16 protein-coding genes are annotated in these 16,241 nt (G+C 59.4%); 7 read left to right on the top strand and 9 right to left on the bottom strand.

The features are described from left to right. Nucleotides 1–42: 42 nt before the first annotated feature. On the bottom strand, nt 43–168 hold the full coding sequence (locus D3Y59_RS18765) for a hypothetical protein (protein WP_262696950.1): 126 nt from the start codon (nt 166–168) through the stop codon (nt 43–45). A 174-nt stretch (nt 169–342) separates the two neighbouring features. On the opposite strand from D3Y59_RS18765, the gene D3Y59_RS12545 reads away from it, so the two are divergent. The 3 genes from D3Y59_RS12545 to D3Y59_RS12535 all read left to right on the top strand — a co-directional run bounded on the left by D3Y59_RS12545 (nt 343) and on the right by D3Y59_RS12535 (nt 4,648). Continuing rightward, nucleotides 343–1,428 (top strand): PA14 domain-containing protein, encoded by a 1,086-nt coding sequence (locus D3Y59_RS12545; protein WP_205590832.1) that lies wholly within the window; start codon nt 343–345, stop codon nt 1,426–1,428. Nucleotides 1,429–1,636: 208 nt separating this feature from the next. Continuing rightward, complete coding sequence (locus D3Y59_RS12540) at nt 1,637–3,088, top strand: M16 family metallopeptidase (protein WP_119445360.1); 1,452 nt, start codon at nt 1,637–1,639, stop codon at nt 3,086–3,088. Between the two features lie 156 nt (nt 3,089–3,244). After that, entirely contained in the window at nt 3,245–4,648 is a 1,404-nt protein-coding gene (locus D3Y59_RS12535) for a M16 family metallopeptidase (protein ID WP_119445359.1), read from the top strand. 131 nt (nt 4,649–4,779) lie between these two features. Here the strand turns inward: D3Y59_RS12535 and D3Y59_RS12530 are convergent, their stop codons facing one another. Then, nucleotides 4,780–6,291 (bottom strand): catalase, encoded by a 1,512-nt coding sequence (locus D3Y59_RS12530; RefSeq protein WP_119445358.1) that lies wholly within the window; start codon nt 6,289–6,291, stop codon nt 4,780–4,782. Nucleotides 6,292–6,411: 120 nt separating this feature from the next. Between D3Y59_RS12530 and D3Y59_RS12525 the strand changes: the two genes are divergently transcribed. Continuing rightward, nucleotides 6,412–7,344, top strand: coding sequence for a LysR substrate-binding domain-containing protein (locus tag D3Y59_RS12525; protein ID WP_119445357.1), 933 nt, complete (start codon nt 6,412–6,414; stop codon nt 7,342–7,344). A 281-nt stretch (nt 7,345–7,625) separates the two neighbouring features. On the opposite strand, the gene D3Y59_RS12520 is transcribed toward D3Y59_RS12525, so the two are convergent. Beyond that, nucleotides 7,626–8,138 carry a hypothetical protein gene (locus D3Y59_RS12520; RefSeq protein ID WP_119445356.1) on the bottom strand — a complete coding sequence of 171 codons (513 nt, stop codon included), beginning with the start codon at nt 8,136–8,138 and terminating at the stop codon, nt 7,626–7,628. Between the two features lie 213 nt (nt 8,139–8,351). Between D3Y59_RS12520 and D3Y59_RS12515 the strand changes: the two genes are divergently transcribed. Continuing rightward, nucleotides 8,352–9,017, top strand: coding sequence for an SOS response-associated peptidase (locus tag D3Y59_RS12515; RefSeq protein WP_119445355.1), 666 nt, complete (start codon nt 8,352–8,354; stop codon nt 9,015–9,017). Between the two features lie 5 nt (nt 9,018–9,022). Here D3Y59_RS12515 and D3Y59_RS12510 read toward each other — a convergent pair whose 3' ends face one another. The 6 genes from D3Y59_RS12510 to queA form a co-directional block, all read right to left on the bottom strand. Beyond that, nucleotides 9,023–9,232 (bottom strand): hypothetical protein, encoded by a 210-nt coding sequence (locus D3Y59_RS12510; RefSeq protein WP_162910751.1) that lies wholly within the window; start codon nt 9,230–9,232, stop codon nt 9,023–9,025. Nucleotides 9,233–9,407: 175 nt separating this feature from the next. Beyond that, on the bottom strand, nt 9,408–9,617 hold the full coding sequence (locus tag D3Y59_RS12505; RefSeq protein ID WP_119445353.1) for a hypothetical protein: 210 nt from the start codon (nt 9,615–9,617) through the stop codon (nt 9,408–9,410). Nucleotides 9,618–9,784: 167 nt separating this feature from the next. After that, a complete protein-coding gene (locus D3Y59_RS12500) occupies nt 9,785–10,147 on the bottom strand; it encodes a hypothetical protein (protein WP_119445352.1) in 363 nt (120 codons plus the stop codon). Between the two features lie 259 nt (nt 10,148–10,406). After that, on the bottom strand, nt 10,407–11,207 hold the full coding sequence (locus D3Y59_RS12495) for an enoyl-CoA hydratase-related protein (protein ID WP_119445351.1): 801 nt from the start codon (nt 11,205–11,207) through the stop codon (nt 10,407–10,409). Between the two features lie 99 nt (nt 11,208–11,306). After that, on the bottom strand, nt 11,307–12,020 hold the full coding sequence (locus D3Y59_RS12490; protein WP_119445350.1) for a 2-C-methyl-D-erythritol 4-phosphate cytidylyltransferase: 714 nt from the start codon (nt 12,018–12,020) through the stop codon (nt 11,307–11,309). A 147-nt stretch (nt 12,021–12,167) separates the two neighbouring features. Beyond that, nucleotides 12,168–13,220 carry a tRNA preQ1(34) S-adenosylmethionine ribosyltransferase-isomerase QueA gene (gene queA, locus D3Y59_RS12485; RefSeq protein WP_119445349.1) on the bottom strand — a complete coding sequence of 351 codons (1,053 nt, stop codon included), beginning with the start codon at nt 13,218–13,220 and terminating at the stop codon, nt 12,168–12,170. Between the two features lie 220 nt (nt 13,221–13,440). On the opposite strand from queA, the gene D3Y59_RS12480 reads away from it, so the two are divergent. Next, nucleotides 13,441–14,703 carry an ABC transporter permease gene (locus D3Y59_RS12480; RefSeq protein WP_119445348.1) on the top strand — a complete coding sequence of 421 codons (1,263 nt, stop codon included), beginning with the start codon at nt 13,441–13,443 and terminating at the stop codon, nt 14,701–14,703. Between the two features lie 501 nt (nt 14,704–15,204). Beyond that, nucleotides 15,205–16,068 carry an LOG family protein gene (locus D3Y59_RS12475; protein ID WP_119445347.1) on the top strand — a complete coding sequence of 288 codons (864 nt, stop codon included), beginning with the start codon at nt 15,205–15,207 and terminating at the stop codon, nt 16,066–16,068. Nucleotides 16,069–16,241: the final 173 nt, after the last annotated feature.

The following is a 16,241-nucleotide window of genomic DNA, read 5'->3' as shown; positions in this document are numbered from 1 at the left end:
CAGGGGCTTTGGGGTGTATGCAACAAGTGCCCGCGGAGGGGCTTAGTCTTTCTTAACGCAGTTGGGCACGGTTTTGCCCCCTTTCTTCTTGGTGCCTTCTTGCTCGTAGCCTTTCCAGCACGGATCTTCTTTCTTGTGGGTAGCGGAAGCGGTTTTTTTGGTAGGCATGGCGGTGTGATTTAGGTGTTTGTAATACAGATGTTTACGGTTGATTGACGCGTTGGTTCAAGAATCCGGCAATAGTGCAACTCGAATAGCAGCCGCAGCACCTGCCTACCGGCAAACCGCTATGTTTAAGCCATGCAACACACCTCGTGGTTCACGATAGGATTTGGGCTGCTAATGAGCAACGCAGTGCAAGCGCAAAGCACGGCTCCGGCAACGGGCAGCGGGCTGCGCGCCGAATACTACCTAGGCGAGCATTTCGAGCAACGGGCTCACACGCGCATCGATCCGCAGATCAACTTCAACTGGAATTTTCAGTCGCCGGCGCCCGGGGTGCCGGCCGAGAATTTTTCGGTGCGCTGGATGGGCTACTTGCTGGCGCCGGTATCGGGCGTGTACACCTTTCATATAGCCGTTGACGACGGCATGCGCGTGTGGCTCGGCAGTAACAAAATCCTCGACGAGTGGCGCTACCAGCCCGAAGTGCAAGCCACCAAGCAAGTGCGCCTGCAGGCCGGCGAGTACTACGCGCTGCGCGTCGAGTACTTTCAAGGCACGGCGCCCACCCGGGCCTACCTAGGGTGGGTATTGCCAAACCAGGAGCCCGAAAAAACCGTCGACAACTTGTTTGGGCTGCTGCCCGCGGTGCAAAACCCCGCGCCGGTGCCCGCGCGCTATTTGTTTAGCCGCAACCCCAAGGCAGCAATTGCGGTGGCGCCGCCTGTGCAACCGGCACCCCAGCCGGTTGCGGCGCCGCATTTACCGACCGGGGCGCGCGTAAGCCCTGCGCCCGGCGCGGTAGTGGCGGGGCGGCGCCCCCAACCGCGGCCTGCCGCCAGGGCAGCCGCTGCGGCCGCTAAGCCAGAAGCCACCACCGCAGCACCCGCCAAGGCAAGCTTGAGCGAACTGCACAAACTGCCAGTGGGTGCTGCGGTGGAGCTGCAGCATTTGTACTTCGAGCAAAGCAAGGCTCGGCTGCTGCCTTCCTCGCTGCCCGAAATGGAGCGTTTGGCGCAAATTCTGAAAGACAACCCCGCGCTGCGCCTCGAAATAGCCGGCCATACCGATAACGTGGGCGACGCGAACCTGAACCAACAACTCTCGCAGCAGCGGGCCGAGGTAGTGCGCGACTACCTGGTGCGGCAACAGATTGCGGCCGAGCGCCTGCTGGCCGTGGGCTACGGCGGCACGCGCCCCGTGGCCAACAACGCCGATGCGCAGCAACGTCCCCGCAACCGGCGGGTAGAGGTGGTGGTGCGATAGGTGGCCGGGCCGGTTTGCAGCGGGGCAAGCCTACCGTGGCCGGCACCCAACCGCCGCGCTCCGGACCGGGGTTTAGGGCCCGGGCACCTAGGGCAGCGTGTCGAGCAGCTTCAATAATCCTGCTTAATACAGGGCAAAGCTTTGATTGAGTTGAAATATTTTTAGCTTAACGGCCTCGTGCTCAATCTCTCAACCCCAAGTAGTGCCCATGTACCAATCTGCCAAAACTCCGCTTTCCTGGCTTGTGCTGGGGGCAGCTGGCTTGCTGGCTTTGGCCTCTGCCTCGTGCAGCCAAAAAACCACCTCCGCGGCTACCCAAGCAGCACCGCCCGCCACGGCCACGGCCGCACCCGCCGCCGTGGCTGCGCCCGCCTACCAAATCCCGGTCGACTACTACACCCTGCCCAACGGGCTGAAAGTGGTGCTGTCGCCCGATAAAACCGCGCCGCTTGCCACGGTGGCAGCTTATTACAACATTGGCTTCCGCAACGAGCCCAAAGACCGCACCGGCTTTGCCCACCTGTTCGAGCACATGATGTTTCAGGGTTCGCAGAACCTAGGCAAAATGGAGTTCATCCAGTTGGTGCAGAAAAACGGCGGCGTGCTCAACGGCTCTACCCGCTTCGATTTCACCAACTACTTCGAAACGGTGCCCGCCCACAAGCTCGAAACCATGCTGTGGGCCGAAGCCGACCGCATGCGCGGGCTGGCCATTACGCAGGCCAACCTTACCAACCAGCAAGGCGTGGTGAAAAACGAAGTGCGCGTAAACGTGCTCAACCAGCCCTACGGCGGTTTTCCGTGGCTCGATATGCCGCAGTACGCCAACAAAAACTGGTACAACGCCCATAACTTCTACGGCGACCTGAAGGACCTCGACGCCGCCACACTCGCCGACGTGCAGAAGTTCTTCAAAACGTATTACGCCCCCAACAACGCGGCGCTGGTGGTGGTCGGCGACTTCGAGCCCGCCCAGGCCAAGCGCTGGATCGAGCAGTACTTCGCGCCCATACCCGGCACGCCCCAGCCTGCGAAGGTCGACCTGGCAGAGCCGCGCCAGGAAAAGGAGCAGCGCTTCACCAAAGACGATAAGCTGGCCAACAAGCCCGCCTTGGCCTTTGCTTACCACATGCCCGAGCGCAACTCGCCCGAGTACTACGCCATGATCCTGCTCGATCAGCTGCTGCTGCAGGGCAACGACAGCCGCCTCTACCAAGCCATGGTGCAAAAACGCGGCTACACCGACAACGTGGGCGGCGGCATCAACTACCTAGGCAACCAGTTTAACTACGCCGGGCCCATGCTCTGGATGGGCAACCTCACGCACGATCAAACCGTGAAGGCCGACTCTGTGGTGGCCGTGCTCGATCAGGAAATCAGCAAGCTGATGCGCCCCGGCGGCGTTACGCCAGCTATGCTGGATTTGGCCGTGGTAAAAATGCGCTCCGGCTTTTATGACCAAGTAGGCGGCTCCGACGGCTTCGGCCGCGCCGATATGCTGGCTTCGTTTGCGTTGTTCGACAACAACCCCGCGCGCATCAACACCTTGGAGGCGGAGTTCCGGAAAGTAACGCCCGAGCTGATGCAGAAAACCGCCCAAGAGTACCTGCGCCCCACCAACCGCACCGTGCTGCTGATTAACCCATTGGCCAAAAGCTAGCATACGCAAATAGCGCGGACTTTGGCTATGCCGACCTTCGGTTGTAGTCCACAGCCCCCAGACAGTAATTTCTGCTTGTTCACCTAGGGCCCCACGCCCAGGATTACCGCCAGAAGAACGCGGACTGAAGTCCGCGCTACACCCCCTCAACATCCCATGAAACCACTATACCTAGGATTACTTGGTGCGGCCCTGCTGCTGGCCACGCACACGCAGGCGCAGGATCAGCCCAAAAAGCAAACCCCGCCCGAAGGCGGTACACCTAAAGATTTTTCCCTGCCCGCCAAGGAAGAGTTTAAACTCGACAACGGCATGCAGGCCACGCTGGTGCCCTACGGCAACGTTCCCAAAGTAACCGTAACGCTGGCCGTGCAGGCCGGCAACGTGCACGAGCCGGCCGGCCAAACGGGCATTGCTGATTTGCTCGGGCGCATGCTGCGCGAAGGCACCCGCTCGATGTCGGCGCAGGAAATGGCCGAAAAAGTGGCTCGCATGGGCGGCTCGCTCGATGTCAGCGTCGGCTCGAACCAAACCATGATTTGGGCTTCGTCGCTGTCGGAGTTTGGGCCGGAGCTGGTAAACCTGCTGGCCGAAATGGTGCAGCACCCCACGCTGCCCGCCGCCGAGCTGCCGCGCCTCAAAACCGACTTTAAGCGGCAAGTGGCCCTGATGCGCGCCCAGCCCAGCACGCAGGCGCAACAGAAGTTTTTGAAGGCCATGTACCCCGACCACCCGTACGGCAACACGCTCCCCACCGACGCCGAAATCGACGCGTTGACGCTGGAGCAGGTGCAGGCATTTTACCAGTCGCAGTACGGGGCGCAGCGCAGCAACATTTACGTGGCCGGCAAGTTCGATGGCGCGGCCATGCGCAAAGCCATTACGCAAGCCTTCAGCCCGTGGCCACAAGGCCCGGCGCCGAGCATCCCGCTGGCCAAACCCGTAACGCGCGGCCAGATTATGACCCAAGACCGCCCCGGCGCCCCGCAGTCGACGATCATAATGGGCCTACCGGTTATCGACCCCACCAACCCCGACTACTTGCGCCTGCGCGTAACCAACTCGCTGCTGGGCGGCTCGTTTGGCTCGCGCGTTACGCGCAACATTCGGGAGGATAAAGGCTATACCTATTCGCCCTACAGCTACATTTCGCCGCGTTACCGCACGGGCGAGTGGGCCCAGAGCGCCGACGTAACCACCCAGGAAACCGGCAACTCGCTCAAGGAAATTGTGTACGAAATTGAGCGGTTGCAAAAGCAAGCTCCTAGCGAAGACGAGCTGAAGGGCATTCAGAACTACGAAGCCGGTTTGTTCATCCTGCGCAACTCCAACCCCGGCGGCATTATCAACCAGCTCAACTTTTTGGATTTGCACGGCCTACCCGATTCGTACCTCACCGATCAGGTAAAGAACACGTACGCCGTTACGCCGCAGCAAATCAGCGAAACCGTGCGTAAGTACATCCGGCCCGAGTCGATGACGATTGTGGTGGTGGGTGATAAAAAGGTGATTGATCCGCAGATCAAGAAATTCCAGGCCACGCGCAAGAAAGCGTTGTAAGCACGGTGTAGTGCGGATTTCCGCGCTACACCGTGCTTGCTGGCCCTAGGTGAGTAAACACAAAAAAGCCGGCCCCAACAGGGCCGGCTTTTTTGTGCAATGAGTTTAACCAAACCGATTTATTCCCACCCTTACACGGTTGCTGCTTCGGCGGGCGCGTGGTGCGCCGGCATCGATAGGGTCACGCCTAGGCCCTGCGCAATAGCCATTCCGAGACCTAGGTCGGCGCGGAAGAAGTGGCAAAGTTGGCGGTTGATGATTTCGTCGCGCTTGGGGCCGGCAATGCCGCTCATGGCGCCCACAATGTTTTGCACCAGGCGTTGCTGGGCGCCTAGGTCGAGCAAGCGGTAAAGGTTGCCGGGCTGCGTGTAGTGGTCGTCTTCGCCGGGGGCGTTGCGGTCGTGGCGGGCGGCCAGGCCCGAGAGGTGCTCGGCAGGCTCACCCACCGTGCGGTCTTCCTGCGGGCCGTTAAACGAGTTGGGGAAATAGTTGGGGCCGCCGCCGCCGTTGTCGCCGAGGGCCATCAGGCCGTCGCGCTGGTAGTTGTTGGTGGCGTAGGGGCAGCGGTTTACGGGCAGTTGCTCGTAGTTGCCACCTAGGCGGTAGCGCTGCGCATCGGGGTAGGAGAGGATGCGGCCCTGCAGCATGCGGTCGGGCGAGTAGCCGATCCCATCGACCACGTGCGCCGGCGCAAATGCCGACTGCTCTACGTGGGCGTGGTAGTTCACGGGGTTCTCGTTCAGCTCCAGCACGCCCAGTTCGTACAGCGGAAAATCGGCCTTGGGCCATACTTTCGTGAGGTCGAAGGGGTTCCAGCGGAACGTGGCGGCCTGCTCCTCGGTCATGATCTGCACCTTCAGCGTCCAGCGCGGAAAGTCGCCCTGCTCAATGGCATCTACTAGGTCGCGCTGCGCGAAGTCCGGGTCGAGGCCCTTCATTTCGGTGGCTTCTTCGGCCGAGAAGTTCTTGATGCCCTGTTCGGTAATGAAGTGGAATTTCACGTACACGCGCTCGTTTTCGTGGTTGATAAACGAGAACGTGTGCGAGCCGAAGCCGTGCATGTGGCGGTAGCCGTAGGGCGTGCCGCGGTCCGACATCAAGATGAGCACTTGGTGCAGCGACTCGGGGTTCAGGCTCCAGAAGTCCCACATGGCCGTGGGCGACTTGCAGTTGGTAAACGGGTCGCGCTTTTGGGTGTGAATGAAGTCGGGAAACTTCACCGGGTCTTTGATGAAGAACACCGGCGTGTTGTTGCCCACCAAATCCCAATTGCCGTCCTCGGTGTAAAATTTTACCGCAAAGCCGCGCGGGTCGCGTTCGGTGTCGGCCGAGCCCTTTTCGCCGCCCACGGTGCTAAAGCGCAGGAATACGCGCGTTTGCTTACCCACTTCCGCAAACAGCTTGGCGCGGGTGTAGCGCGTCAGGTCGTGCGTTACGGTAAAGGTGCCGTAGGCACCGGAGCCTTTGGCGTGTACCACACGCTCCGGCAAACGCTCGCGGTTAAAGTGCGCCAGCTTTTCGTGCAGCAAATAGTCTTGCAGCAGCAACGGGCCGCGTTGGCCTACCGAAACAGAATTTTGGTTATCCCAGATAGGACGGCCCGAGGCAGTCGTCAGCTTGTTTGGTGTGGTTTGATTGGCCATGCGCGGCAACGGTTACTGTTGAGGAACGCAGCAAAGGTGGCCGGCTTGATCTTATAAGTAAAATCGATAATTTTGATGGCAGTATAGCTAAATTTAATACGTGGATTTGGCCATAAGCCTATGACCCTGCAACAGCTTGAGTACTTGGTAGCCCTCGACACGCATCGGCAGTTTGTGCTGGCGGCCGAGAAGTGTTTCGTGTCGCAGCCCACACTCAGCATGCAAGTGCAAAAGCTGGAAGACGAGCTGGGAGTACTGCTTTTTCACCGCACCAAAGGCGGCATTGAGCCCACTGCTATCGGCGCCAAGGTAGTGCAGCACGCCCGCGAGGTGCTGCGCTCCGTGAAGCAACTGAAAGAGACCGTGCAACTCGAAAAAGGAGAACTGGTAGGTGAGCTGCGGTTGGGCATCATTCCTACGCTGGCGCAGTACATCGTGCCGCTGTTTTTGCTGGAGCTAGTGGAGCGCCACCCGCAGCTGCGCGTGCAGGTAGAGGAGCTGCAAACCGAACAAATCGTGCAGCGCCTCAAAGACAACCGCCTCGATGTAGGCCTGTTGGTAACGCCGCTGGAAGACCGCGCCCTGCACGAGATTCCGCTGCTCGAAGAACCGTTTTTGGCGTACGTGTCGGAGGGGCACCCGTTGTACAAACAAGCCACCGTGCAGCCCGCCGACCTGGAAGCGCATGAACTGTGGCTGTTGCAGCAGGGGCATTGCTTCCGGCATCAGGTACTGAATATCTGTACGCCCGCCGCGGCCGCTCATAACCGCCCGTTTACTTATGAAAGCGGCTCTATCGAAACCCTAAAGCAACTGGTGCGCCTCAACCGCGGCTACACCTTGGTGCCCGAGTTATCGGTGCTCGATGAGCTCGGCGACAATCCCATGATCAAGCGCTTTGAGGCACCCGAACCCGTGCGCGAAGTAAGCCTGGTAGTGCACCACAGCTTTGTGCGGTTGCCGCTGCTCACCACCCTGCGCGACATTATCCTGAACCGCGTGCCCGAACGGTTGCGCGCCCAAGGCGCCGGAAACAAGATCAAGTGGAAGTAAGCTGCCGCCAGCAACCCAAAGCGGTGGCTGGCGGCAGCTTGCCTTACTAAGTTGCAGCGGCAGCTGCCCAGCTGTGCCAGGCTGCGTTGCACCTAGGGCTGAAAACCTCGCGCATGCGTGCAGCTGTGCGTCGCCTTTGATCTTGGTGCTCGTCGCGCCGAAGCCGCCTGCTTTGCTTTCTATGCTAAGCAGCGTCAGCATCGTTGCGTGGCTACTTGCCCGCGCCCCGATGCCCTGCCCAAGAATGTTCGCAATCGAGCGGAAAAGATGCGCGTGCGGGGTTAATGAATAAACAAAGGGATTTCGCTGGTTACCGGGCGCTTGATTTCGCGTTTCTGCAACCACTCGTAAGCCGAGGCCAAGTCGTCGAAGGTGACCACCAACGGTCGGTTTTCGGGTAGCTGCACGGTTTCGCTCACATTCAGAGCCAGGTCGGCGGTGCGGCGGTTGAGTACGCTGGGCGCATTTACCCAAGCAATAAACTGCAAGCCCGCCGAGGCCAGCATGGAGTAGAACGTGCTGCCCACCCAAACCGCCGAGCCCTCGCAGGGCGTGTCGCCCGGGCGCCAATCCAAGTCGGCATCGGTGATTTGGGCAGCAATGGTTACGTGCGTGTCGTCGTTAAGCAGCTTCGCCGACTTGGTTTCCTGCAGGTAATGCAGCAGCAGCAGGCAGCCATTCCGTATGCTGTCCACATTGTGGTTGCCCAGCCATTGCACGTACAACCAGCAGTTGCGCTTGTCGTGGGCAATGGCAATTTCCGAACTTTCGTAAAGGGGGTAAAATTGGGGCATAGGCAGAAGCAGGCGGTGGGGCGGAGCAGGGCGTTGGAGGCAACCTTGCTAAAAAGCTAGTGTAGCTTGTTTTGGTGCAAAAGGTTGATTCCGACTTAGTAAAGATACAATTTGGCCGAAGCAAAACCGCGGCTAGCTCGTCAATAATTGCCGAAAAGCATCTTCCGCCGTGTTATTGCGTTTTAGGACAAAGCCAATCTTTACTTTTTGCCTATGTGCGGCCGCTACACCTTTATTGCCCCAGCCCCCACCGTCGAGCAGCGCTTCGATGCCACCTTTACCGAACCCGCTCCTACCAGCTATAATGCTGCCCCGTCGCAGCGCATGCCCATCGTTACCAACTTGGCCCCACACGAAATTCGGCTGGTGCAATGGGGGCTGATTCCGGCCTGGGTGAAAGACGTGCGGGCCGCTGCCAAGCCCATCAACGCCCGGGCCGAAACCCTTGGTGAAAAACCTTCTTTCCGGCAGTTGTTGCAGCGCCGCCGTTGCCTTGTGCTGGCCGATAGCTTTTACGAGTGGCAGCAAAAGGGCCGCGGCAAGGTGCCGCACCGCATTTTGCGCCTCGACGAGCAACCCTTTGCCTTTGCCGGCCTGTGGGACGAATGGGCCGACCGCAGCACCGGCGAGGTGGTGCCCACGTTCACCATCGTTACCACCGAGCCTAACGAGCTGATGGCGCGGCTGCACAACCGCATGCCCGTGATTTTGCCCTCGCGCGACGCCGAGCTTGCCTGGCTTGCCGAAGACGCAACAGCCGCCGAGCACCAGGCGCTGCTGCGCCCGCTGCCCGACGGCCTGCTGAAGGAATACGCCGTTACGACGTTGGTAAACTCGCCCGCTCACAACGACCCCGCGGTGCTGCAGCCAGCGGCCTAGGTGGCTTAGCGCATGCGTTGCCGCTGACGGCGGTGGCGCATGGCGGTGCGGTTCTTCTTGCGCTTTTTGCGCTTAAACTTGTCGCCGCCGCCCAGCTCGTCGGCTTTTAATACGGCGGTAGAGGCAGCCGCTGCGTCGGTGGTTTCGGAAACGGCGGCTTCGGCCGGCACCGAGGCCAGCACCGCCAGCAATAGCGCGTAGCAAATTAATTTCATGGGGTGAGTTGGTTAGTAGTTGGTGTTGTATCGGGTTACTGTTGTGCTAATCAAAGTTATACAATAAATAAATACAAGTATTTATATGAAAAGAAATAAAAACCCCGATCCAGGTATCCATCCTGAACCGGGGCCGTAAGTGGTAGGTTTTACCGATTTCGATAAGCTCAATGGCTTACCGCAAACCGCGCAACCGGCGGTAGCGGCGCATCGCACGGTTTTTCTTGCGCTTTTTGCGCTTGAGCTTGTAGCCGCCGCCCAAATCTTCGGTGTCGGCGGCCAGGTGGGTGGTGGTTTCGGGGGTAGCGGTTGGCGCGGCGTAAGTAGCCTCGAACGGAGCAGCGGCCAACACGGCGAAAATCAGGCTGAAGCAAAAGGTTTTCATAGCAGTGGAGCGTGGTACTTTGTGGGTTTGGTATGGATTATTTGTGCTGCAAGATTACAGCCTGATGATGGCTAAGTGCAATCACATGATGATGTGAACACGCCAAAAGGCCCGCCCCGGAAACCAATGTTCCGGAGCGGGCCTTTTGGTAATGAGCGCTTTATGCGTTAGTGCTGGCCTTGTTGACCTTGCTGACCTTGCTGAGCGGGCTTGCTTTTGGCCTGTGCGCCGCCGCGGTTTTGCTGGCCGTTGTTGTCGTCGCCGTCGGTCAGGTCCTCAATGGCGTCCTGAATCTGGTCGGAGTACTTCGTGAGTACGATTACCGTACCAACGGCCAGCACCGCAATGCCGAGCACGAGCTGCGTGGGCGTGAAGCGCTGGCTGGCTTTGCGCAGCAGGGCACCGCCGTGGCGCAGCAGGTCTTCCATGTGGTCGTTGTTGCCTTGAATCACGTGGTAAGCACTTTCGAAAGTGCGGGCCAGGTCCTCGGGCATGATTTTGTCGAGGTTTTGCTGGAGTTGATTTTCCATAGCGGGTAAAATGAGTAGGGTTTTGGCTTAGCTACTTGCCTGCTTTTGGGGCAGGCCGCGGATGGCATGTACGCAAAAGCGGAGGTCAGGGCTACGTGTGGGCGCGGAGATTTTGTATCGGTACCCTAAGCCACCCGCGGCAAGGCCTCGGCAAGGCCGCCCAGGTAGGCACACGTAGCGCGCAAACCCCCAGCAGCCAGCAAAAAAACAGCCTCCCCTAGGTAGCGGAGCAGGCTGTGGGCCTTGGGAGCCGGCATGTTTATTGGCCTCGGAACACGGGCTTGCGCTTTTCGCTGAAGGCCTGCACGCCCTCTTGGTAGTCGGCGCTTTCGCCAGCAATTTGTTGGCAGTAGGCTTCGTAATCGAGCATCTCGTCGAGCGAGGCCGCGCCCGATTTGTTAAGCATTTGTTTGATCAGGCCAATGGCTTTGGTGGGCGCGGCGGCGTAGCGCGCAGCCAGGTCGTAGGTAGCCTCGTCGAGTTGTTCGGGCGCTACTACTTGGTTTACCAAGCCCAAACGCAGGGCCTCGTCGGCGGGTACTTTGGAGCCCAGCGTGCACAGCTCGAAGGCCTTCAGCGAGCCTACAATGCGCGGCAAGAAGTACGACGAACCCGAATCGGGCACCAGCCCGATGTTGATAAATACCTCAATAAGCGAAGCCTCTGCCGAAGCCACGATGGCGTCGCAGGCCAGGGCCAGCGAGCAGCCCGCGCCGGCCGCCACGCCGTTGAGGCGGCAGATGATGGGTTTGGGCAGCGCGCGCATGGCCCGGATAATAGGGTTGTAACGCTTGTGGAGCGAATCGTAGAACGAGCGTTGGCCGCCCTCGGCCGCCACCTGCTGCGATGCCTTCAAGTCCTGGCCCGAGCAAAACGCGCGGCCCGCCCCCGTGAGCACCACAGCGCGCACCTGCGCATCGCGGGCTACCTGCTTCAGGGCGTCTTGCAGTTCGTAGCTCTGCGCGTCGTTGAAGGCGTTGAAAACGTCGGGGCGGTTAAGGGTAATGGTAGCCACGCCATCGGGACGTACCTCGTAGAGCAGGCAGGTGTAATCGGGCATCTGGTTAGGATCAGTGGGTGAGTAAATGAGCAGATGAGGAGCTGTAAAAGTAGCCACCCGTTCGCAACCTCCCGCCACCCCGCAAATACACTCATCCACTCATCCACGCCGCAACAAAGCTTCGGCCAGCAGCAAGTCGTCGGGCGTGGTGATTTTGATGTTGCCGTAGTCGCCTTGCACTAGCTGAATGGGGTGCAAGTCTTCCACCACGCTGGCGTCGTCGGTAAAGGTGGGCAGCTCGGGCATTTGGTAGGCGCGGCGCAGCAACCCCAGCTCAAAGCACTGCGGCGTTTGCACCAGGCGCAGGCGCGAGCGGTCGAGGGCGTACGAACCCGTGGCCGATAGGCCGCGCACCGAGTCTTTGGGCGGTACGGCGGCAATGGCGGCCCCGTGCTGCTCGGCCGCGGCGTACGTGTTTTCGATTACGCTTAGGGGCGTGAGGGGGCGCACGCCGTCGTGCACGGCTACCAAGCCTTCGGTTTGGGCACCTAGGTGCAGCAGGCCTTGGCGCACCGAGGCCCAGCGGGTAGCGCCGCCGGTTACCACCTCGTGCCGGAGCTCGGGGGCGTAGCGGGCGTGCAACTCCTGCCATACTTCCAGCTGATCGGCTGGCAGTACCAGCACCAAGCGTTGCACACTTAGGGCCGGGGCAGCAAAACGGCGCAACGTGTGCAGCAGCACCGGCTCGCCCTGCAACTCCAAAAACTGTTTGGGCCGATCGGCGCCCATGCGCGTACCGGTGCCGCCCGCTACGATGATGGCAAATCTGGGGGACTTGGGAGCTTGAGGGCTTGGAAGCTTGGTGCCGAGCATGAACAGGAACAGAAAAGACGAGTGGGTGCAAATAAAAAACGCCGAACCTCGACTAAACGAAGTTCGGCGTAATAAGCAGTAGTTGGCAAGGAGCATCAGCGAGCCGGAACAGCTAAGCCCTGAAGACCCGAAGCTCCCTAGACCCCACTACAAAATCAGCATGGCGTCGCCGTAGGTGAAGAACTTGTACTTCTCCTTAATGGCCGTTTGGTACGCCTCAATGAGCAGGTCGTAACCGGCAAAGGCGGCGGCCATCATCATCAGCGTGCTCTCGGGCATGTGGAAGTTCGTGAGCAGCGTGTTGGCGATTTTAAAGTCGAAGGGCGGGAAGATGAACTTGTCCGTCCAGCCTTCGGTCGGCTTCAGGCGGGCGTTGGCTGATACCGAAGACTCCATGGCGCGCATGGTGGTGGTGCCCACCGCGCACACGCGCTTTTTCTGGTCGAGGGCGCGGTTTACCATCGTGGCCGAATCGGTGGGCACGATGAAGTTTTCCGAGTCCATCTTGTGCTTGGTCAGGTCCTCCACATCAACCGGGCGGAACGTGCCCAAGCCTACGTGCAGGGTTACCGGCACCATTTCTACGCCTCTGATTTCGAGACGCTTGATGACCTCACGCGTGAAGTGCAAGCCAGCCGAGGGCGCTGCTACGGCGCCGGTGTGCTTGGCGTAAATGGTCTGGTAACGCTCTTTGTCGGAAGCCTCGGGGTCGCGCGGGATGAACTCCTTGGGCAGCGGGGTTTCGCCTAGGTCGTGCAGGGCCTTGTAGAACTCCTCCTCCGGGCCGTCGAACAGAAACTTGATCGTGCGGCCGCGCGAGGTGGTGTTGTCGATAACTTCGGCCACCATGATGCCGTCGTCGTCGAAGTACAGCTTGTTGCCCACCCGGATTTTGCGGGCCGGGTCCACGAGCACATCCCACAGGTGCAGCTCTTTGTTGAGCTCGCGCAGCAGGAACACCTCAATCTTAGCGCCGGTTTTTTCTTTGTTGCCGTAGAGGCGGGCCGGAAACACTTTCGTGTCGTTTACCACCATCACGTCGCCATCGTCGAAGTACTCGATGATGTCTTTGAAAGTACGGTGCTCGATGCGGCCACTATCGCGGTGCACCACCATCAGCCGCGATTCGTCGCGGTTTTTGGCAGGGTGCTGAGCGACCAGGTTATCGGGCAATTCAAACTTGAACTCGGAGAGCTTCATGGCCGGCGTTTAGAACAGGCAAGAAAACGGGGAGAATACGCAAAATTTTCGGATTGCAAAAGTACGCAACGGGCTTGGATATATCGTTACTTTCCCTTCGAAATCTGAAAAGCCTTCACTACGTGAAAATCCGCCCGAAAGATGAGGCCGCTCAATCCCGGGGCTGAGCTTCGGTGTTGTACCTTTCACGGGTAATTGCTGACCCCAAGCCGTGCCGCATATGAAATCGTTGCGCCTGTTGTTCGAGAGTTTACGCTTTGCCTGGCAGGCCCTGCGCGCCAACCTGCTGCGCACGGTGCTGTCGTTGCTGGGCGTTACGGTGGGTATTTTCGCCATCATTTCGGTGTTCACGGTGGTCGATTCGCTCGAGGCGAATATCCGGCAGAGCATGAACTTCGTGGGCGACAAGGTGATTTACGTGCAGAAGTGGCCCTGGGCTTTTGGTGGCGACTACCCGTGGTGGAAGTACTTTAACCGGCCCAACCCCTCTATTCGCGAGTTCCGCGAACTGCAGCGCCGCCTCACGCCCGAAAACCACCGCGGCGTGGCCGTGTTTGCGGCCCGCGGCGGCAATACCCTTAAAGCAGGTACCAATAGCGTAGAGGGCATTGCCCTGCAAGGTATTACGTTCGATTACCGCTCCGTATCGAGCGTGCCTATCCAAGAAGGACGCTACTTTACTGCGCAGGAGGTGGATGCCTCGCGCAATGTGGCCGTGGTGGGTTATGACATTGCCCACAACCTATACCCCAACGGCTCGGCCCTAGGGCGCGAATTCCGGACGCAGGGCCAGAAATTTACCATTGTGGGCGTGATGGAGAAAGAGGGCAAAAAGCTGCTCGATACGCCCAGCAACGACACCAACTGCCTGCTGCCCCTAGGTGCCTTCACCAAAATGTTTGCCCTGAGCACCGGCAGCCTGGGCGGCGCGCAGGCTACCATCGGCGTTAAGGGTACCGACGACGACCCCGGCCTGCTGAACCTAGAGGCCGAGGTGCGCGGCGCCATGCGCAACATCCGGGGTCTGAAACCGCGCGAAGAGGACGACTTTGCTTTAAACCGACCCGAAATGCTGGCCGACGCCATTACCAAGCTCTTCAGCGTGATTGGGGTGGCGGGCGCCGTTATTGGCTCGTTTGCCATTTTGGTGGGCGGATTCGGCATTGCCAACATCATGTTTGTGTCGGTGAAAGAGCGCACCAACATCATCGGTATTCAGAAGTCGCTTGGCGCCAACAACTTGTTTATCCTGTCGCAGTTTTTGTTCGAAGCAGTGTTTCTATGCTTGGTGGGCGGCGCGGCCGGCTTGTTCTTGGTGTGGCTGGTTACGCTGGTGCCGCAAGATGCCCTCAAGGTGTCGATGTCACTGAACCGCATTACCCTGGGCCTGGGCCTGTCGGTGCTGATTGGGGTGATTTCGGGCATCGTGCCGGCGGTAATCGCCTCCATGATGGACCCTGTAATTGCCATCCGCTCGAAGTAACGGGCGTTGCGCCGCGCGTGGTAAGCCGTTTGGCACTGCACGCAATTACACCTGTCATCCTGAGGCGCCAGCCGAAGGACCTTGTCACGCTTGCAAACGTCAGGGCCTGCCTGCCTCCTCCAAAGTGAAAGGAATCCTGACGACCTAGGGCTAATCCGTCATGTCGAGCGCAATCGAGACATCTTGCGTGATGACGCCGGATAATACACACTCCACCTATCTTCGGAAGAGGGGACAGGGAGTGAGGTCCCAACGTGATAAGGTCATTCGCTTAGGTCCAGGATGATGGGCAGGCGCTTAACAATTTAACTATATGACTAGCGCAATGTTAACAAATTGTTAACTTGGCCGCTCATACTTTTGGTCGCCGTGTCCGTAGGGGCAGGGCGGCTTTCTTTTTGCCCTTTCTTTTCCCACCTTTCCACTTACCCGGTTTGCCGCGCCTGCAACCGCGCGGTTGCGCAAGCCCGTCGGCAAGCCCCTTACTTCATCAGCGTGGCTATGACCAAACTGAAAAAAACCAGCAAGACCAAACTCCAGGAGGAAGCCCACAACGCCGGCAGCGGCCGCATCATTACGCAGCCCGACGTTAACGACAACAAGGTTACCACCATCAGCGACATCCGCGAGCAAACCCACGGCGAGCGTACCGTGCAGCTCGACGATGAGCAGAAGATCCGCAAGGCCTTTGTCGACAAGGACTGGAACGAGATTAAGATTGCCGACTCGTGGCAGATCTTTAAGGTGATGGCCGAGTTCGTGGAAGGCTTCGAGAAGATGGCCAAAATCGGTCCGTGCGTATCCATCTTCGGTTCGGCCCGCACGAAGCCCGAGAACCCCTACTACCAAATGGCCGAGGAAATTGCGGCCAAGTTGGTGCGCCACGGTTACGGCGTAATCACGGGCGGCGGCCCCGGCATCATGGAGGCCGGCAACAAAGGTGCCCGCTCCGAGGGCGGTAAGTCGGTAGGCCTCAACATCGAATTGCCCTTCGAGCAGACGCACAACATTTACATCGACCCCGATAAGGTGATCAACTTCGATTACTTCTTCGTGCGCAAGGTGATGTTCGTGAAGTATTCGCAGGGCTTCATTGGCATGCCCGGCGGCTTCGGCACCCTCGACGAGCTGTTCGAAGCCATTACCCTGATTCAGACGCGCAAAATCGGCCGCTTCCCCATCGTGCTCGTGGGCTCGGCGTACTGGAACGGCCTGTTCAAGTGGATTGAGGAAGTAATGCTGCACGAGGAGCACAACATCTCGCCCGAAGACATGAGCCTGGTGCAGATCGTGGACGACCCCTCGGATGCCGTGCGCATCATCGACGAGTTCTACAGCAAGTACCTGCTTTCGCCCAACTTCTAAGGCTCGGCGCAGCTACTGCTCTGTTTGGGCGGCCCTGGTACTCACCGGGGCCGCTTTTGTTTGCCAAGGCAGTTGCCCTAGGTGCCCAAGCTGCGTATGAGCCCGAGGACACCTAGGCCGCTGTGCGTAGCTTGCCCAAACAATTTAGCCCGCGCTGTTCTTTTGTGCCTGTG

It is taken from the genome of Hymenobacter oligotrophus, assembly GCF_003574965.1.
Lineage (GTDB): Bacteria > Bacteroidota > Bacteroidia > Cytophagales > Hymenobacteraceae > Solirubrum > Solirubrum oligotrophum.
The sequence above is the reverse complement of the archived record's forward strand: the minus strand, read 5'-3'. Positions and strand labels throughout refer to the sequence as shown.

What these genes read in the sequence shown, in the direction of transcription:
- D3Y59_RS12545 (WP_205590832.1), top strand. Translation starts at nt 343, where the DNA reads ATGAGCAACGCAGTGCAAGCGCAAAGCACGGCTCCGGCAACGGGCAGC.
- D3Y59_RS12510 (WP_162910751.1), bottom strand. Translation starts at nt 9,232, where the DNA reads ATGAAATTAATTTGCTACGCGCTATTGCTGGCGGTGCTGGCCTCGGTG.
- D3Y59_RS12475 (WP_119445347.1), top strand. Translation starts at nt 15,205, where the DNA reads ATGACCAAACTGAAAAAAACCAGCAAGACCAAACTCCAGGAGGAAGCC.
- D3Y59_RS12495 (WP_119445351.1), bottom strand. Translation starts at nt 11,207, where the DNA reads ATGCCCGATTACACCTGCCTGCTCTACGAGGTACGTCCCGATGGCGTG.
- D3Y59_RS12520 (WP_119445356.1), bottom strand. Translation starts at nt 8,138, where the DNA reads ATGCCCCAATTTTACCCCCTTTACGAAAGTTCGGAAATTGCCATTGCC.
- D3Y59_RS12490 (WP_119445350.1), bottom strand. Translation starts at nt 12,020, where the DNA reads ATGCTCGGCACCAAGCTTCCAAGCCCTCAAGCTCCCAAGTCCCCCAGA.
- D3Y59_RS12505 (WP_119445353.1), bottom strand. Translation starts at nt 9,617, where the DNA reads ATGAAAACCTTTTGCTTCAGCCTGATTTTCGCCGTGTTGGCCGCTGCT.
- D3Y59_RS18765 (WP_262696950.1), bottom strand. Translation starts at nt 168, where the DNA reads ATGCCTACCAAAAAAACCGCTTCCGCTACCCACAAGAAAGAAGATCCG.
- D3Y59_RS12525 (WP_119445357.1), top strand. Translation starts at nt 6,412, where the DNA reads ATGACCCTGCAACAGCTTGAGTACTTGGTAGCCCTCGACACGCATCGG.
- D3Y59_RS12480 (WP_119445348.1), top strand. Translation starts at nt 13,441, where the DNA reads ATGAAATCGTTGCGCCTGTTGTTCGAGAGTTTACGCTTTGCCTGGCAG.
- D3Y59_RS12540 (WP_119445360.1), top strand. Translation starts at nt 1,637, where the DNA reads ATGTACCAATCTGCCAAAACTCCGCTTTCCTGGCTTGTGCTGGGGGCA.
- D3Y59_RS12530 (WP_119445358.1), bottom strand. Translation starts at nt 6,291, where the DNA reads ATGGCCAATCAAACCACACCAAACAAGCTGACGACTGCCTCGGGCCGT.
- D3Y59_RS12535 (WP_119445359.1), top strand. Translation starts at nt 3,245, where the DNA reads ATGAAACCACTATACCTAGGATTACTTGGTGCGGCCCTGCTGCTGGCC.
- D3Y59_RS12515 (WP_119445355.1), top strand. Translation starts at nt 8,352, where the DNA reads ATGTGCGGCCGCTACACCTTTATTGCCCCAGCCCCCACCGTCGAGCAG.
- queA (WP_119445349.1), bottom strand. Translation starts at nt 13,220, where the DNA reads ATGAAGCTCTCCGAGTTCAAGTTTGAATTGCCCGATAACCTGGTCGCT.
- D3Y59_RS12500 (WP_119445352.1), bottom strand. Translation starts at nt 10,147, where the DNA reads ATGGAAAATCAACTCCAGCAAAACCTCGACAAAATCATGCCCGAGGAC.